The organism is Streptomyces sp. NPDC043878, from assembly GCF_056435735.1.
In genome coordinates, this window is record NZ_JBWKDW010000041.1 from 1 (window position 1) to 16,718 (window position 16,718).

Consider the following 16,718-nt stretch of genomic DNA (forward strand, 5'->3'; position numbering starts at 1 on the left):
CACCAGCTGCCGCAGGTGCTCCGGCGTCGTACCGCAGCAGCCGCCGACCAGTGAAAGGCCGTAGTCGCGGACGAAGTTCTCCTGCGCGTCGGCCAACTCCGCTGCGGGCAGCGGATAGTGGGCGCCGTCCCGGCCGAGGACGGGCAAACCGGCGTTCGGCATGCACGACAGCGGGATGCGGGAGTGGCGGGCGAGATGACGCAGGTGCTCGGTCATCTCGGCGGGCCCCGTGGCGCAGTTGAGGCCGATCATGTCGATGCCGAGCGGCTCCAGCGCGGTCAGCGCGGCGCCGATCTCCGAGCCCAGCAGCATGGTGCCGGTGGTCTCGACGGTCACCGACACGATCAGCGGCAGGTCCAGGCCGGAGATCTCCCGCGCGCGGCGGGCGCCCAGCACGGCGGCCTTCGTCTGGAGCAGGTCCTGCGTGGTCTCCACGATCAGCGCGTCGGCGCCGCCCGCGACGAGACCCTCGGCGTTGCGCTGGTAGGCGTCCCGCAGCACGCCGTACGACACGTGCCCCAGCGTCGGCAGCTTCGTCCCCGGCCCCATCGAGCCGAGGACCCAGCGCTGCCGGCCGCTCGACGCGGTGGACGCGTCCGCCGCCTCACGGGCGATGCGGGCGCCCGCCTCGGACAGCTCGTGGACCCGGTCGGCGATGTCGTACTCGCCGAGCGCCGAGTGGTTCGCCCCGAAGGTGTTCGTCTCCACACAGTCGACGCCCACCTCGAAGTACGCCTCGTGCACCGAGCGCACGATGTCCGGCCGGGTCACGTTCAGGACCTCGTTGCAGCCCTCCAGCTGCTGGAAGTCGTCGAGTGTGGGGTCCTGCGCCTGGAGCATCGTGCCCATCGCCCCGTCGGCGACCACCACCCGTGAGGTGAGGGCCGCGCGCAGCGCGGCCGCGCGGGCCGCCGCCGTCATGACCGGGCCCCCAGCCACGGAACGAGGTGCGTGAGCGCGCCGGCCCCGTAGGCGGTGGCCAGCCGGTCGAGGAGGTCGTCGCCGTCGAGCGCGTACGTCTGGGTGCCGCTGCTCTCCAGTACGACGGACGCGACGGCGCTGCCCAGCCGGGCGGCGTCCTCGTCGGCCAGGCCCCAGGACAGGGCGGCGAGGAAACCGGCGCGGTAGGCGTCCCCGGCACCCGTCGGGTCGACCGCGCCGCGCGCCTCGACGGCCGGGACGAGCGTGGTGGTGCGGCCCGCCCGGGTGATCCGGGAACCGCCGGCGCCCTGCGTGGTGACCCAGGTGCCGACCCGGCCCAGCACCTGCTGCTCGGTCCAGCCCGTGCGTTCCTGGATGAGCAGCGCCTCGTACTCGTTGGTGAACAGGTAGCGCGGGTGGTCGAGCAGGGCCCGCGCCTGGGCCCGGTCCAGCCGGGCGAGTTGCTGCGACGGGTCGGCGACGAACGGCAGGCCGAGCCGCGCGCACGCCCGGACGTGCCGGACCATGGCCTCCGGGTCGTCGGGGGAGACGACCACCAGATCGGCCCCACCGGTGCTCTCCAGCAGCTCCGCCAGGTCGATGTCCCTGGCCTCCGCCATCGCGCCCGCGTAGAAGAAGCCGATCTGGTTCTGGTCGGTGTCGGTCGCGCACACGAAACGCGCGGTGTGCAGGGTGTCGCTGATCCGCACGCCGGCGGTGTCGACCCCGTGTTCCTTCAGCCACACCTCCTGGGCGGCGAAGTCCGCGCCGGCCGCGCCGACCAGCAGCGGCGTCAGCCCGAGCGAGCCGAGCCCGAAGGCGATGTTCGCCGCGACGCCGCCGTAGCGGATCTCCAGGTCCTCCGTCAGCAGCGAGAGCGAGATCCGGTCCAGCCGTTCCGCGATGAGCTGGTCGGCGAACCTGTTCGGGAAGGACATCAGGTGGTCGTTCGCGATGGACCCGGTCACGGCGACGCGCATGTCAGTGTCCCCCCGTCGCCGTGGCGTCCGTGAGCCCGGCGGCCTTGCGCAGGGCGTCGACGCGGTCGGTGCGCTCCCAGGTGAAGTCGGGCAGCTCGCGGCCGAAGTGGCCGTAGGCGGCCGTCCGGGCGTAGATCGGGCGGAGCAGGTCGAGGTCGCGGATGACGGCGGCCGGGCGGAGGTCGAAGACCTCGTCGATCGCCTTCTCGATGCGGTCGGTGTCGACCTTGGCGGTGCCGAAGGTCTCGACGAACAGGCCGACCGGCTCGGCCTTGCCGATGGCGTAGGCGACCTGGACCTCGCAGCGCGAGGCGAGGCCGGCGGCCACCACGTTCTTGGCGACCCAGCGCGTCGCGTAGGCGGCCGAACGGTCCACCTTCGACGGGTCCTTGCCGGAGAACGCGCCGCCGCCGTGGCGGGCCATGCCGCCGTAGGTGTCGATGATGATCTTGCGGCCGGTCAGGCCCGCGTCGCCCATCGGGCCGCCGATCTCGAACCGGCCGGTCGGGTTGACCAGCAGCCGGTAGCCCTCGGTGTCCAGCTTGATGCCCTCGGCGGCCAGCCGCGCCAGCTCGTGGTCCACGACCTGCTCACGGACGTCCGGGACGAGCAGCGACTCCAGGTCGATACCGCTGGCGTGCTGCGAGGAGACCACGACCGTGTCGAGCCGGACCGGCTTGTCGCCGTCGTACTCGATGGTGACCTGCGTCTTGCCGTCGGGGCGCAGGTAGGGGATGGTGCCGTTCTTGCGGACCTCGGACAGGCGGTTCGCGAGGCGGTGCGCGAGGAAGATCGGCAGCGGCATCAGCGTCGGCGTCTCGTCCGTCGCGTAGCCGAACATCAGGCCCTGGTCACCGGCGCCCTGACGGTCCAGCTCGTCGTCGTCGCCCGCGGCGGCACCCTCGACCCGGCTCTCGTACGCCGTGTCGACGCCCTGCGCGATGTCCGGGGACTGCGCGCCGATGGACACCGACACACCGCACGAGGCGCCGTCGAAGCCCTTCGCCGACGAGTCGTAGCCGATGTCGAGGACGGCCTCGCGGACCAGGGTGGGAATGTCCGCGTAGGCGGACGTGGTGACCTCGCCGGCCACATGGACCTGACCGGTCGTGATCAGCGTCTCGACCGCGACGCGTGCCGTGGGGTCGTTGCTCAGGATCGCGTCGAGGATCGTGTCGCTGATCCGGTCCGCGATCTTGTCGGGGTGGCCCTCGGTGACGGACTCCGAGGTGAACAAGTGCAGGGACACGGACCCTCCAGGGGAAAGACAGCCGGACCTCGGTTGTCCGGCCAGCGTGGGACCCCCTTCTGCAAAGCGACTCGAAAGGCTCTACAGCCGACGCGACGCGACGCGACGCGGCGCGACGCGGCATGGCACGGCACACGCGGCACGGCACGGCACGGCATGGCACGGCACACGCGGCGCGACACGGCGAGGCCGCCGCACGCGTGGCGTACGACGGCCTCGGCCGGGTGTCTCCGGGGGCTGGTCGGGAGCGGCTCGGCAGCGCCCCGAAGGGGGCGCGGGGCCGCGTGCGATCTGCGGCTCCGCCGTCTGCGGGCGCGACCAGCCGCGACGCGCCCGCAGGCGGACTGCGTACCGGACCCCGCGGACCGCTGGCCGCGATCCTCCCGCCGTCCGCTATCCGCGATCCTCCCGCGGCCCCGCGGACACCTCCGGCCCCCTCTGCGAGGGCACGGCACCGTCGCCGTCGCCCTCGGACGCGCCGTCCTCACCGGCGGCCCACTCCGGCTGCCGCGGCCGCTTCGGCAGCATGAACGTCAGCAGGAACCCGAGGCCGATGATCCCGACCTCGTACCACAGGACGTCACCCGTGGCCTTCGCGTAGCCCTCCTTGCGGGCCTTGTCGGAGGCGTCGGCGAGCGCCTTGCCGACCTGCTTCTCCTGGCCGGCGGGCACCGCCCCCGCGGGGATGATCCGCCGGCAGGCGGCCGGCGGCGCACCGGCGTCCTCGTTCTTGCCGCTCTCCTTGGCGCAGACACGGAAGTTGGCGACGATCGTGTCCTGCGCGGGCGCCGCCACCCCCGCCGCGGCCAGGCTGCGGCGCAGCTCCGGCACCGCCGTGTCGGCGCCCGGCACGGCCTGACCGGCCAGCAGGTTGAAGAACAGCACACCGATGACGGCGACGCCGGCCGCGGCGCCGAGCTGGTCGGCGGTGCTGAGGACACCGGAGCCGGAGCCCGCGTGCTCCACCGGAACCCCGCCGAGCACGATGTCCACCACCGGCGAGATGACGAACCCGAGGCCGAGGCCGAGCACGCCCAGCGCGGGCGCCAGGTCCCAGCCGCCGACGCCGGAGCCGAAGTGGTCGATGGTCAGGATGAGGGCGACCATGCCGACGCCCATGATCACCATGCCGATGCTCAGCACCTTGCGCCCCATCTTGAGGGCCAGGACCGCCGAGAACGATGAGGTGATCATCGCGCCGAAGGAGAAGGGCACGGTCGCCAGGCCGGCCGCCAGCGGCGAGAAGCCGAGCCCCACCTGGAGATACAGGGTGAAGGGGAAGAACAGGCCCGCGATGATCGCGAAGAAGCTCAGCATCACCAGCAGGCCGGCCACGAAGGACCGTTCCTTGAACAGGCTCGGCTCCACCAGGGCGGAGCCGTCCCGTGCCGCCTTGCGCCGCTCGTACAGGCCGAACACGACGAACAGCGGCACCGAGCAGGCCATCGCGGCGAACGACCAGGTGGGCCAGCCGGCCTCCGCGCCCTGCACCAGCGGGTAGAGCAGGGACAGCAGGGCCAGGGTCACCAGGGCGACACCCACCAGGTCCAGGCGCTTGACGTTCGGCGAACGCGACTCGCGTACGAAGGCGCCCACCCCGAGCAGGGCGAGCAGGCCCACGGGGACGTTCACCAGGAAGATCGGACGCCACGACCAGCCGAAGAGGTCGGCGTCGACGAGCACCCCGCCGAGCACCGGACCGAGCATCGCGGCGACACCGGACAGGGCGCCGAACATGCCGAAGACCGCAGCGCGTTCCTTGGGCGGGAAGGCCACCTGGAAGATCGACAGGCCCTGTGTCATCACCACGGCACCGCCCAGGCCCTGAAGCACCCGGGAGGCGATCAGCATCTCCGTGCTCTGCGCCACCCCGCACAACAGCGACGCGGCCACGAACACGACGATGCCCACGCAGATCATCCGCTTGCGGCCCAGCATGTCGCCGATGCGGCCGACGGTGATCAGGCTCAGCGCGAAGGCCAGCGTGTAGGCGGCCGCGACCCACTGGAGCGCCGCCTTGTCGGCGCCCAGGTCGGTCTGCAGCACCGGAAGCGCCACGTTCACGATCGTCGTGTCGATGAGGTCGAGGGCGATGGCGACGAGAATCACTGCGGCGGCGCGCCACCGCTGCGGGTCCGGCACCCCCTCCCCTTCCAGGTACGTCTCCTCAGTTGCGTGCGTCACGGTGCTCTCTCCTCTGTCCGACGGCGCGCTTGCGCCGAGTGTGATCGGTTCCGCTTGAGCGCCGCTCGAGCGGGCCCGCCGACCATTCCGGCGGCAGCGGCACCCGTCGCGCCGGAAGGGAACGCGCAGACATGAGGCTGTACTTGCTGAGGCTGGGCACCGTCCCGGGGCTCGGGGCGCCGGTGCCCGGCTATCTCATCCGCACCGACGACGGGCGCACGGTGCTGGTCGACACCGGGGCCGCGCCCGGCGGCCCCCTCCAGGTGGAGGAGGGCCAGGACGTGGTGTCGGCGCTGGCCCGCGTCGGCGTGCACCCCGAGGACGTCGACCTCGTCGTGTGCTCCCACCTCGACCCCGACCACGTGGGCGGTCACGCCGCCTTCCCCGGCGCCGAGTTCGTGATCCAGCGTGCCCACCTCGACCTGGCCCGTTCCGGCACCGTGCCGAGGCTGGCCGCGTCCCGGCCGCTGTGGGACGTGCCCGGGCTGCGCTACCGCGCCGTCGACGGCGACACCGAACTCCTGCCCGGCATCGAGCTGGTGGCCTCCGGCGGACATGTGCCGGGCCACCAGTCCGTCCTGGTCCGGCTGGAGCGGACCGGTGCGGTGCTGCTCGCGGTGGACGCCATTCCGATGAGCGCGGCCCTGGACCCCGACGACCGTCCCGTCCTCCCCTTCGACCTGGACGAGAAGGAACTGCGGGAGAGCACCCGCAAGTTGGTGGAGCTGGCGCGCGCCGAGAACGCCCTGATCGTGCACGGCCACGACGCGCAGCAGTGGCGGACGCTGCGGGTCGCGCCCGAGTACTACGACTGACGAGAGGCACCCCGATGACGAGCACCGAAAGCCCCGCGAGCTCCACGAGCCCCGCGAGCTCCACGAGTCCCGAGAGCTCCCATCCCACCGAGCGCGTCCGCGTGGTCGTGTACCTGCGGGCCCCCGAGGACGGCACGGAACCGTTGGAGCGGGCGTACCGGGAGATCAGCTGGGTGCGGCCCGACACCGTTCCCGGCCTGCTGCGCAGCGAGCTGCTGCGGGACGTGGACCGGCCCGGCGAGTTCGCGCTGCACGGCGAGTGGGAGAGCCTGGAGGCGTACCGCGCCTGGCAGTTCGGCCCGGACCACAAGGACAACCCCTCGGCGCTGAGGACCTTCCAGGACCGCTCCCGCGGCCGCCACTACGCCGTCTACGGCATCACGTCCGAGGAGGTGTGAGGCCGGTGACCCCGGCCCCGACCCGCGACCCCGGCCCACGACCCCGGCCCACGACCCCCGCCCCTGACCCCCGCTCCCGACCCGCGACCCCCGGGCCCCGGCCCCTGACCCCGACCCCTGATCTCTGACGCGCCCGGCAGTCGAACACAGGACCGCCACCCCCGCCCGGTGTTCCGGACGGGGGTGGCGGCCGGTGTTCCGGACGGGGGCGGTGCCCGGCGTCCGGGTCAGCCCTCCGTCGCCGTCACCGCTTCCGCCGGTTCCACCGGCGCCTCCCACACCACCAGCATCAGCGCGCCCCGCTCGGTGCGCGGGGCGTGGACGCTGCCGGGGGCCATCACCAGCAGGGAGTTCTTCGGGTGCCGTCCGTCCTCGGTGATCAGTTCGCCGTCGAGGACGAGGATGATCTCGTAGCCGGTGTGGCGGTGCGGGTCGGCGCTCGCGCCCGGGTGGTACCGCACCAGCGAGGCCGCGGGCCCGGACGGGCCGGTCTGCTCGGTGCCGTAGAGCGGGAACACCTCGACACCGACGCGGCCGTCCGCGGTCAGCGGAGTGAACCGCAGGCGGCGGGCGAGTTCCTCGGGCCGGTCGAGCCCCTCGACGAGCAGCGGTGCCGCCACCGGCACCTGTTGTGCTGACATGTCGTCAACTCCTTGTCGCAGCAGGGGAATCAGGGGATACGGAGACGGGGGAGGGTCCGGCGGTGGTGGACGCGGGGCCGAACGGGGCGCCGTACTCAGGCAGCCGTTCGCGCACCACGCGCCGCTGGATCTTGCCGGAGGTGGTGTGGGGCAGCCGTTCGGCGAAGCACAGCCGCTCGGGGCGCCCCACCGGCGACAGGGCGCGTCCGGCGTGTGCGAGCAGCAGCCCGGCCAGCGCCGCGTCCGCCGTCCGGCCGGGTGAGGGGACGACGACGGCGAGCGGCAGCAGTCCGGCCCGGTCGTCCGGCACCGGCACCACCGCCACCTCGGCGACCGCCGGGTGGGCGCGCAGCGCGGCCTCCGCCTCGTACGGCGAGACCCGGTGGCCGTGGGACTTGAACACGTCGTCGCGCCGGCCCAGGACCCGTATCCAGCCGTCCGCGTCGCGTTCGCCGAGGTCGCCGGTGGCGTACCAGCCGCGTCCCAGGGCCTGTTCGGTGCGTTCGGGGTCGTCGGGGTAGCCGGCCATCACACCGACCGGCCGCCCGGCGTCGCCGCACGCGTCCGCCCCGGCGGGCCCGCCCGCGTCGAGTTCGACGCAGATCTCGCCCGTCCGGGACCCGTCCGGCGTCCCCGGCCCGCCCGGCAGGTCCTGGCGGGCCCCTGTCTCCGGGTCGCGCAGGGTGATGCGGTAGCCGGGCAGCGGGCGGCCGAGCAGCCCCGGGCGCGGTTCGGTGCCCGGCGTGGTGCCGATCAGCGCGGTCGTCTCGGTCTGCCCGTACCCGTCGCGCACCGCGACCCCCCAGGCGTCCCGGACCGCCTCGGCCAGGTCCGGTGGCAGCGGCTCACCGGCACTCGTGGCCTCCCTCAACCTCGGTGCGCGCGAGCCGAGATGGGGGCGCAGGGCCTGCCAGACACCCGGCGGCGCGCAGAAGGCGGTGGCCCGCAGGCGGTCCAGCAGGCCGGGCAGCCGGACGGCGTCGACGGGGCCCTCGGGCAGCGCGACGATCGTGGCCTCGGCGTTCCACGGCACGAACAGGCTGCTCCAGGAGTGCTTGGCCCAGCCCGGCGAGGAGACGTTGACCTGCCGGTCGCCGGGCAGCAGGCCGTTCCAGTAGAGGCTGGAGAGGTGGCCGGCCGGATAGCTGAGGTGGGTGTGCGCGACCAGCTTGGGTGCCGAGGTCGTACCGGAGGTGAAGTAGCAGAACGCCACGTCGCCGGCCGGGGTGGGGCGCTCGGGCACGAACCGGCCGGCGGCCCGCTCGCTGCCGCGGTAGTCCGTCCAGCCCGCCGGCACCGGGCCGTCCGGGCCGGGGACCGCGATCCGCGTCCCGGGGACGGTCAGGCCGGCGAAGGCCGGGGTCGCGGCGGCCCGGCACACCAGGTGCGTGAGCCGCCCGCGGTGCACCCGGTCGGCGGCCTGGGCGGCCGTCAGGTCCGGATGGCTGGGCACCACCACGGCCCCGAGTTTCAGCGCGGCCAGCAGCACCTCCCACAGCTCGGGCTGGGTGCCGAGGACCACCATCAGCCGGTCGCCGCGCGCCACCCCGAGGCCGGCCAGCCAGTTCGCCACCGTGTCGGAGCGGCGGGAGAGTTCGGCGTACGAGAACGAGCGCACCCCACCGTCCCGGCCGGCCAGTTCCAGCGCGGGCGTGTCGTTGCCGTGCGCGATCACGTCGAACCACTCCAGCGCCCAGTTGAAGTGCTCCGGCCGGGGCCAGCGGAACAGGGCCGCCGCGGTGTCCGGGTCGGTGCGGTGGCGCAGCAGCAGGTCGCGGGCCGCGCGGAACTCGTGGTGCGCGGGCGTCCACCGGGCCGCCCGGTAGGCGTCCCGGGCGGGTGCCGCCTGGGTGCGCGAGGGCATCAGCGGTCTCCTTCGTCGTCGGGCGAGCCGAGTTCGGCCCGCCACCGGGCGCTCAGCACCACACCGCTCAGGGCGGCGCCGCTCAGCGTCCGGCCGCCGGTGCCGGTGCGCACCCCGGCCAGGGCGTCCTCGGCGATCGCGTCGGCGTCGGCCGTGAACTCGCCCCACACGCCCGGGCGTCCACTGCCGACCTGGGTGAACCACCGGGTGAACTCGCTGGGGATGCCCAGCACGTACATCCCGTTCTCCGGGCGCCCGTCGGCCCGTACCGGATGGAACGGCGACCCGGTGACCGTCACGCCGCCGGTGGCGAACTCGGTGCCGTCCGCGCCCCGGTTGACGTACGGCGTGAGCAGGCCCTGGTCGCGGAGCCGGGCCGTCAGGTCGCCGTGCGCCCGCCGCAGGTCCGGCTCGGGTATCCGGGCGTCGATCAGCACGTCCAGCGCGGTGCGGCTGCCGGCGACCTGCGGCGACTCCACGAAGAACCGTCCGGTGTCCGGGTCGGCGCCGTACCGGGCGTCCGGGCCGGCGATCCGCAGCAGCCCGGTGTCCAGCAGGGCGAGGAGCTGACGCAGCCGCACCATGGGCGGTCCGGTGGTGAGCCGGGACACCGTCGGCACGAAGTCCCGCAGGAAGTCCTCGCGGTGCGAGCCGGGGGCGAGACCCGAGAAGTCCACGGCGGAGCGCAGCACCCCGCGCACGTCCCGGATGGTGTCCAGGCAGGCTTTCACGGGCCCCTCGGCATTGCCCTCCTCGGCCAGCTCCAGGTCCCGGCGCAGCAGCGCGGCCAGCTCCTCCTGGAAGGCCGCCCCGCCGGGGAAGCGGCGCCCCCGGAACGGCCAGGCCCACTCCTCCAGGTCCAGGGGGCGCAGCCCGCGCAGACCGCAGCGGGCCGCGGCCCGGAACACCGCCTCCCGCGGATCGGCGTCGCCGGCCCGTACCGCCTCCTCGGCCTCGTGCCGGAACCGCTCGGCGATGTCGGGCCCGTAGTCGCGGTGCAGCGCCGTCGCGCAGCGCACCAGTTCCACCTCGGCCAGCAGCCAGGGCTCGACGTCCGCCCGGAAGTCCAGCTGCCCGCGGCGGCGCAGCGCGCGGACCCGCTCCCGGGTGAACAGCCGCGGCCGGTAGGTGTGCTGCGGTCCCTTCTGGTTGCGGCCGCGGGCCAGCAGCGGCACCCCGCTGCGCGACCCGGCGACCAGCAGCGGCTCCCGGCCGCTCGGCTCGTACCGGAGGCCGTCCCCGGCCGGCACGAAGCGGCCGCCACGCCCGGTGGTGAGGGCGGCGACGACGTCGTAGAACGACAGGCCGAGGCCGATCACGCCGACGGTGCTGCCGGGTTCGACGTCCGCCAGCGGCATGTCGATCGCCGAGTCGCCGCGCACGTACCGCAGGTGCGGCCGCTCCGCGGCGAAGTCGGCCAACGCCCGCTGGTCGGGCCGCAGTCCGGGCAGCGGGTGGCCGGTGGTCAGCACCACCCGGTCCGCGCGCACCCGGCGTCCGTCGCCGAGGGTCAGCAGGTACCGTCCGTCGGACTCCCGGGTCAGCGTCCGGACGTACTGGCCGGACAGCCGGCGCAGCCGCAGCGCCCCGGCCGGCAGGCTCCGCTCGATGCGGTCCACGGCGTACGCGAGGTACTGGCCGTACAGGGCGCGCGGCGCGCAGGCGTCCGGGGCCGCCCGCTCCGGGTCGACGACCCGCCACCACTCGTACAGCGAGGGGCCCGCACCGGCGCGGGCCGGACCGCTGTCCGGGGGCCCGGAGAAGATGGTGACCTCGCCGGAGACGGTGTTCATCATCGACCAGTGCGGCTGGCCGGTGCGCCAGATGCGGCCCGGTCCCACCTCGGTGGCGTCGATCGCGCAGACCTCCACCGGGCGCGCGGCCGGCTCCTCGGCCAGCCGGGCGGCCAGCCGCTCCAGCACCGAGGTGCCGCGCGGGCCGGTGCCGACCACGGCGATCCGGTACGGCTCCGGCGGCGCCGCGTCGGGCGGCTGCCCGGGCAGAGCCTCCCAGCCGGAGTCCGGGGCGCCCTCCAGGGCCAGCAGGTCGTGCCGGTCCGCGGTGTAGCGCAGCATCTGCAGCAGCCGGCCCGCGGTGACGGAGCCCGGCGCGGAGCGCGCCGCCCCCGCGCGGCGGGGCAGCGGCAGCCGTCCGGTCCGGGTCCAGCGCAGCCGGCCCTCCCCGTCGACGGCCGCCTGGGTCAGCCCCCGGTTGTCCTCGTGCAGACAGAACGGCACGTCCAGGATTCCGGCCGCGAAGGCGCGGGTCAGCGCGGTGCCCACGTCGTCGTGCAGCTCCAGCGTCGCCTCCACCAGCGCCCGCGCCTCGGCCAGTACCTCACCGGGGTCCACCTCGTGGGCCCGCGGGATGCGGCTGTCACCGCGGGTACGCAGCGCGGTGCGGGCCGCCGACCGCAGCGCGGCGACGTTCTCGGCGACCGTCGGCAGCCGCACCGCCTCGACCGGCGTCTTCACGATGAGCCGCTGGGCGCCGCCGCGCACCGCGAGTTCCGCGCTGCGGTCCATCAGCAGCTGCGCGCCCTGGGGGCTGCCCGGGAAGACCCCCATGTACGTGTAGAGCACCAGGTGGCGGTCGACGTGGTCGGGCAGCCACTCGTCGGCGAGCAGCCGCAGCGCGGCGAGCGCCTCGACGTCCTGGCGGGCGTCGGTCTGCTGCGCGTAGCTCAGGGACACGCTGGTCGTGCCGTGCTGCACGAAGAACAGGGCCTCCAGCACGCTCGTCGCCACCAGCAGCGAGGGCGGGCACAGCTGGCCGAGCAGGCAGCCGCCGAACGTCTCCAGATGCGCCCGCAGTCCGCGGGCCCGGCTGAGCTCCGCGAACTCCGCCGTCGCCGTACGCCAGTTGGCGACGGACTCGGCGAGCGGGGTGCGGCCGTAGGGCAGGCAGTACGACACCGGGCCGCCCTCGCTCGCGGACAGACCGGCGGCCGCCATCGCGCGGAAGATGTCCCGCGGCAGAGCCGAGCCGTGCCGCACCTGCACCGCGCGGTCGGCGGCCGCCGCGGCGACCCGCGCGGTGACCCGCGGTCCGTGCGCCACCAGCGGGAAGCCGTTGAGCGCGTCGCCCGCGGCGAGCGCGGCCCGCGCGTGGTCGTGGTCGCCGACCCGCGTGTAGCTGTCGAGGGTGAGGGTGCCGACGGTCGGGTAGGGCAGCGAGCACACCGCGCGCAGCCCCGCCGCCATCGCGTCCGGGGCGGCCATCCCCATCCTGGGCTGCACCACGAGCAGGCCCATGGCGGCGGCCCGGCGCACCTGGGTGCCCAGATCGACGGACGGGCGGTCGCTCGACGACTGCCGGGTCATACCGCCCTGCCCTCCGGAGCCCGTTGCGGCAGCGCCCCGAGGATCCGGCCGATCAGCGCGGTGTCCGCGGTGTCCGTGAACACCGCGTCGAACCCGGCGTCGACCAGCGCCCTCGCGGTCGTGGTGCCGTCGTCGCCGGTGATCCCCAGTTTGCCGCCGATGACCGCGGGTGTGTCCCGGGCCACCGGGTCGGCGCGCAGCTTGCGGATCATCCGGGCCCCGTCGAGCTGCCCGTGACCGTTGACGGTGCTCACCACCAGCAGGTCGGGCCGGATCCGGCGCACGGAGTCGAGGAGCAGCCGGTCGGGTACGCACGGCCCGAGACTGACGACCTCGTGGCCCATCTCCTCCAGCAGCAGCCTGAGGAAGACCAGGTTCCAGGTGTGGGCGTCCGAGGAGACCGTGGACAGCAGGACGCGCCGCCGCCCGTCTCGATGGGCCACCGTCCTCATAGGTGTTCATCTCTCTCTCGTAGGACTGGCGTGGGATTGGCGCTGGACCGGCGTGGGACCGGCGCTGGACCGGCGGGGGACCGGCGTGGGATCGCGCTGGACCGGCGTGGGATCGCGCTGGACCGGCGTGGGAACGGTGCGGGTCCGGCGCTTGACCGTCCGCCGGACCGGTCCCTTCCCGGCTCGGACCGGTCCCTTCCCGGCTCGGACCGGTCCCTTCCCGGCCCCGACCGGCCCCTTCCCAGCCCCGGACCGGACCGGCTCGGACCGGCCGCCGAAGGGCCGTCAGCGCAGGGTGACCAGCTGCCACATGCCTTCGAAGGCCCGCTTGACCAGCGTCTGCCGGTTGCTGATGAAGGAGGTGAGGAGATAGCGGCCCGGCTGGAGGGAGTGCGCGAACACCGCGGACGAACCGGGCTGCAGCGGGGTCAGACCCGTGGGCACGCCGGTGAACGGGTAGACCGGGGGGTTCTCACCCCTGCCCAGCGCCTCCATGCACGCGGTGACGTCCGCGTCGGTGGCCCCCGCCACGGTCCGCAGGAACATCACCTCGTTGAGCTGCGCGGTGTGGTTCACGACCTGGAACACCCCGGCGGCGGGCAGGGTGCCCGCGGTGAGGTACCGGCCCCGGTCGCCGTCGTCGTACGGCGTGATGACGTGCGGCGCGACCCGGGGTCGGCCCTGCGGACTGGTGCCGGTCACCCGCAGCGTGCGCACCCGCTCCGGGTGCGCGGGGTCGACGGTGGTGTAGTCGAGCAGGTGGTAGGTACCGGGGGCGAGGATCCAGGTCACCTCCACCGCCCCGCCGGCCGCCGTCACGGCCGGTCCGCCGAAGTAGCGCGCCTCGCTGTCGATGAGTTCCAGTCCGGCCCGCCGCTCGGCCGGGTCCTTGGCGGTGGCGGCCTGCCGGTAGTGCGTCAGGAAGGCGTCCAGGGACACTCCGGGCAGCAGCCTGATCAGCCCGAGGGGGTGCTGCAGCGCGGGGTCCGGCGTGGTCGCGCGCAGGGTGACCACGCCCGCGGGCACCGTGTCGGCGCTCAGGGCCAGACCGTCGGGCGCGGCCACCGCGCCGACGACCGTCCCGGCCCGTGGTCCTTGGTGCCTGCCGGACTCCTGGGCCACCGCCGTGCCGGGCAGCAGCGCGGTCGCGCCGCCCGCCAGCCCGAACAGCACGCCGCGCCGCCGCGGACCGCGCCCGACGCCCGAGGGTCCCGCTGGGTTCGCGTCTCTCACCGGTTCCTCCTTAGTTCTGAGGCCCGGATGCTCCGCAGACCGGCTCAAGGGTGGCTTCAGGCCGTATCGAGAGGGCGCGTCCGCCGGTGGCCGGGAACGGGCGGCGGCACGTTCCCGCGCCGGCGGCCATAGGCGTATTCGAGCGGGACGCGGCACCCTGCCCCGGTCGTCCCGCCCAACGGCACCACCTGGAGGAGCCCTCATGGACACTGCTGTCGCCGTCGTCACCGGAGCAGGCAGCGGCATCGGCGCCGCGACCGCGCGCCGGCTGGCCGCGACCGGCCACCGGGTCGTTCTGACCGGCCGCCGCAAGGACCGCCTCGAAACGGTCGCCGCACAGATCACGGCGGCCGGCGGCCAGTGCTCCGCGCACCCCCTGGACGTCACCGACCAGCAGGCCGTACGGGACTTCGCCGACGGTCTGGAAAGGGTCGACGTGCTCGTGAACAACGCGGGCGGCGCGCTCGGCACCGAGTACGTCGCCGTCGCCGACCCGGCCGACTGGTCCGCCATGTTCGAGGTCAACGTGCTCGGCACCCTGCACGTCACCCAGGCACTGCTGCCCCTGCTGGTGGCGGGCGGCGGCGGCACGGTCGTGGTGCTGTCCTCCACCGCCGGGCACGTCGCCTACGAGGGCGGCGGCGGATACGCGGCGGCCAAGCACGGGGCGCACGCCCTCGCGGCCACGCTGCGGCTGGAACTGTGCGGCGAACCCGTGCGCGTCGTCGAGATCGCACCCGGACTGGTGCGCACGGAGGAGTTCGCCCTCAACCGTTTCCGGGGCGACGCCGACGCCGCGGCCCGCGTCTACCGGGGCGTCGAACAGCCCCTCACCGCGGAGGACGTCGCCGACGCCGTGACCTGGGCCGTGACCCGGCCGCCGCACGTCGACGTCGACCTCATGGTCGTCCGCCCGCGAGCCCAGGCGGCCCAGCACAAGGTCCACCGCACCGGCTGAGCGGCCACCGGCCCCGGTGTACCGCCGCTCAAGCGGGCGCCTAGCCCACTGCGGCTGAATGTGCGCGGACCCCGACCCACCGGACACGGACCCACCGAACGCGGGCACGGCCCCACCCGAGACCGACCCCACCGGACACGGCCCCACCCGACGCGGACACGGCCCCACCCGACGCGGACACGGCCCCACCCGACGCGGACACGGCCCCACCCGACGCGGATCCGGCCCACCGAACAAGGAGAGAGCGCGTGCTGACTCGCAGGCAACTCATCAGGGCGAGCGCTGCCACCGGTGTGCTGGCCGCCGCCTCCGGCGCGGGCGCGACGGCGCTCGCGACCGGGTCCGGCGGCGGGAACGCCGAGGAACTCTTCGCCGTACCGCTGCGGCCGGCACGGGTGCTGCGCCCGCTCGGCGGGGGACGCGGCCGGCACGGCGCGGGCTACGACGTCTACCGGCTGACCGCCCGCGAGGCGGACGTGTCCGTCCTGCCCGGCACCACGACCCGGATGCGCCTGTTCAACGGCGAGGTCGCCCCGGTCATCCGGGCCACCCGGGGCCGGCCGGTGATCATCGAGCAGACCAACGCCCTCGGCGTGCCCTTCTCCATGCACCTGCACGGCGGCCACGTCCCGGCCCGCCACGACGGGCACCCCGACAACGAGGTGCTGCCCGGCGGCACCCGCGTCTTCAACTACCCCAACGAGCAACGCGCCGCGACCATGTGGCTGCACGACCACTCCCACCACGCGCACGCCGAGAACGTCTACCTGGGCACCGTGGCCGGCTATCTGCTGACCGACGCGTTCGAGGAGAAGCTGCCGCTGCCCAAGGGGCGGTACGACGTGCCGCTGTACCTGCGGGACGCCAAGTTCGCCGAGGACGGCTCGCTCGTGTACGCCATGGACGGCTTCATGGACCGACCCACCGTGCTGGTCAACGGCCGTCCCCGCCCGTACTTCGAGGTCGCCGCCCGCAAGTACCGCATCCGCCTCACCAACACCTCCAACGAGCGCGCCTTCCTGCTCCGCCTCGGCCAGGGCGACGAGATGACCCACATCGCCACCGACGGGGGTCTGCTGCCCGCCCCGGTGCCCGCCCGGGTCCTGGAGATCTGGCCGGCCGAGCGGCAGGAGGTCGTCATCGACTTCTCGCGCTACCCGGTCGGCTCCCAGGTCGTCCTGAGCAACGCCATCGCCTTCCCCGGCGAACTCCCGGAGGTGATGCGCTTCGACGTGGTGCGCACCGCGCACGACCCCTCCCGGGTGCCGGACGAGCTGCGCCCGGTGCCGGACCTCGGTACCCCCACCGTGGAGCGGACCCTCGTCATGTCCTTCGACGCGGCCACGGGGCAGCACCTGATCAACGGCCGGCCGTTCGACCCCGAGCGCGTCGACCTGCGGCCCCGGCTCGGCACCACGGAGGTGTGGACCGTCCGCAACACCGACACGCGGTTCGGCATCCCGCACTCCCTGCACACCCACCTGGAGCACTTCCAGGTGCTGGACCGGGACGGCACGCCCCCCGCGCCGGGCGAGGCGGGCCTGAAGGACACCGTCACCGTCATGCCGGGCAAGAGCGTGCGCTTCAAACTCAGGTTCACCGACTACACCGGCAGGTTCATGTACCACTGCCATCTGCTGGGCCACATGACCATGGGAATGATGGGCCAGATGGAAGTCGTCGAGTGACCCGGGCTCCGC

13 protein-coding genes are annotated in these 16,718 nt (G+C 74.2%); 4 read left to right on the top strand and 9 right to left on the bottom strand.

What is annotated here, in order from left to right; genetic code table 11:
• The 4 genes from AC07AZ_RS36045 to AC07AZ_RS36060 form a co-directional block, all read right to left on the bottom strand.
• Positions 1 to 921: homocysteine S-methyltransferase family protein (locus AC07AZ_RS36045; protein ID WP_478854978.1), on the bottom strand; the 921-nt coding region annotated here is incomplete at its 3' end.
• Positions 918 to 1,901 carry a carbohydrate kinase family protein gene (locus AC07AZ_RS36050; RefSeq protein ID WP_478854979.1) on the bottom strand — a complete coding sequence of 328 codons (984 nt, stop codon included), beginning with the start codon at positions 1,899 to 1,901 and terminating at the stop codon, positions 918 to 920. The genes AC07AZ_RS36045 and AC07AZ_RS36050, both read right to left, overlap by 4 nt.
• Position 1,902: 1 nt before the next feature.
• Entirely contained in the window at positions 1,903 to 3,150 is a 1,248-nt protein-coding gene (gene metK, locus AC07AZ_RS36055) for a methionine adenosyltransferase (RefSeq protein ID WP_478854980.1), read from the bottom strand.
• Positions 3,151 to 3,543: 393 nt separating this feature from the next.
• Complete coding sequence (locus tag AC07AZ_RS36060) at positions 3,544 to 5,334, bottom strand: MFS transporter (RefSeq protein ID WP_478854981.1); 1,791 nt, start codon at positions 5,332 to 5,334, stop codon at positions 3,544 to 3,546.
• Positions 5,335 to 5,465: 131 nt separating this feature from the next.
• Between AC07AZ_RS36060 and AC07AZ_RS36065 the strand changes: the two genes are divergently transcribed.
• Positions 5,466 to 6,149 carry an N-acyl homoserine lactonase family protein gene (locus AC07AZ_RS36065; RefSeq protein ID WP_478854982.1) on the top strand — a complete coding sequence of 228 codons (684 nt, stop codon included), beginning with the start codon at positions 5,466 to 5,468 and terminating at the stop codon, positions 6,147 to 6,149.
• Between the two features lie 14 nt (positions 6,150 to 6,163).
• Positions 6,164 to 6,547: an antibiotic biosynthesis monooxygenase family protein gene (locus AC07AZ_RS36070; protein WP_478854983.1), complete on the top strand. Its 384-nt coding sequence runs from the start codon at positions 6,164 to 6,166 to the stop codon at positions 6,545 to 6,547.
• Positions 6,548 to 6,774: 227 nt separating this feature from the next.
• Here the strand turns inward: AC07AZ_RS36070 and AC07AZ_RS36075 are convergent, their stop codons facing one another.
• The 5 genes from AC07AZ_RS36075 to AC07AZ_RS36095 form a co-directional block, all read right to left on the bottom strand.
• Positions 6,775 to 7,188, bottom strand: a complete 414-nt coding sequence (locus tag AC07AZ_RS36075; protein ID WP_478854984.1) for a cupin domain-containing protein — start codon at positions 7,186 to 7,188, stop codon at positions 6,775 to 6,777.
• A 4-nt stretch (positions 7,189 to 7,192) separates the two neighbouring features.
• A complete protein-coding gene (locus AC07AZ_RS36080) occupies positions 7,193 to 9,052 on the bottom strand; it encodes an acetate--CoA ligase (protein WP_478854985.1) in 1,860 nt (619 codons plus the stop codon).
• Complete coding sequence (locus AC07AZ_RS36085) at positions 9,052 to 12,375, bottom strand: FAD/NAD(P)-binding protein (RefSeq protein ID WP_478854986.1); 3,324 nt, start codon at positions 12,373 to 12,375, stop codon at positions 9,052 to 9,054. The genes AC07AZ_RS36080 and AC07AZ_RS36085 overlap by 1 nt, the downstream gene beginning before the upstream one ends.
• Positions 12,372 to 12,827 carry a cobalamin B12-binding domain-containing protein gene (locus tag AC07AZ_RS36090; protein WP_356042614.1) on the bottom strand — a complete coding sequence of 152 codons (456 nt, stop codon included), beginning with the start codon at positions 12,825 to 12,827 and terminating at the stop codon, positions 12,372 to 12,374. Before AC07AZ_RS36090 ends, AC07AZ_RS36085 begins: the two co-directional genes overlap by 4 nt.
• A gap of 285 nt (positions 12,828 to 13,112) precedes the next feature.
• Positions 13,113 to 14,060 (bottom strand): hypothetical protein, encoded by a 948-nt coding sequence (locus tag AC07AZ_RS36095; RefSeq protein ID WP_478854987.1) that lies wholly within the window; start codon positions 14,058 to 14,060, stop codon positions 13,113 to 13,115.
• Positions 14,061 to 14,262: 202 nt separating this feature from the next.
• Here AC07AZ_RS36095 and AC07AZ_RS36100 point away from each other — a divergent pair, with 202 nt between their 5' ends.
• Together AC07AZ_RS36100 and AC07AZ_RS36105 are read left to right on the top strand one after the other, a co-directional pair.
• The gene (locus tag AC07AZ_RS36100) at positions 14,263 to 15,018 is read left to right on the top strand and encodes an SDR family NAD(P)-dependent oxidoreductase (RefSeq protein ID WP_478854988.1); all 756 of its coding nucleotides are present in this window, start codon (positions 14,263 to 14,265) and stop codon (positions 15,016 to 15,018) included.
• Positions 15,019 to 15,266: 248 nt separating this feature from the next.
• On the top strand, positions 15,267 to 16,706 hold the full coding sequence (locus AC07AZ_RS36105; protein ID WP_478854989.1) for a multicopper oxidase family protein: 1,440 nt from the start codon (positions 15,267 to 15,269) through the stop codon (positions 16,704 to 16,706).
• The last annotated feature ends 12 nt before the right edge of the window (positions 16,707 to 16,718 follow it).

Coding starts and splice junctions, on each gene's coding strand:
- AC07AZ_RS36050 (WP_478854979.1), bottom strand. CDS start 1,901: ATGCGCGTCGCCGTGACCGGGTCCATCGCGAACGACCACCTGATGTCC.
- AC07AZ_RS36065 (WP_478854982.1), top strand. CDS start 5,466: ATGAGGCTGTACTTGCTGAGGCTGGGCACCGTCCCGGGGCTCGGGGCG.
- AC07AZ_RS36070 (WP_478854983.1), top strand. CDS start 6,164: ATGACGAGCACCGAAAGCCCCGCGAGCTCCACGAGCCCCGCGAGCTCC.
- AC07AZ_RS36075 (WP_478854984.1), bottom strand. CDS start 7,188: ATGTCAGCACAACAGGTGCCGGTGGCGGCACCGCTGCTCGTCGAGGGG.
- AC07AZ_RS36080 (WP_478854985.1), bottom strand. CDS start 9,052: ATGCCCTCGCGCACCCAGGCGGCACCCGCCCGGGACGCCTACCGGGCG.
- AC07AZ_RS36085 (WP_478854986.1), bottom strand. CDS start 12,375: ATGACCCGGCAGTCGTCGAGCGACCGCCCGTCCGTCGATCTGGGCACC.
- AC07AZ_RS36090 (WP_356042614.1), bottom strand. CDS start 12,827: ATGAGGACGGTGGCCCATCGAGACGGGCGGCGGCGCGTCCTGCTGTCC.
- AC07AZ_RS36100 (WP_478854988.1), top strand. CDS start 14,263: ATGGACACTGCTGTCGCCGTCGTCACCGGAGCAGGCAGCGGCATCGGC.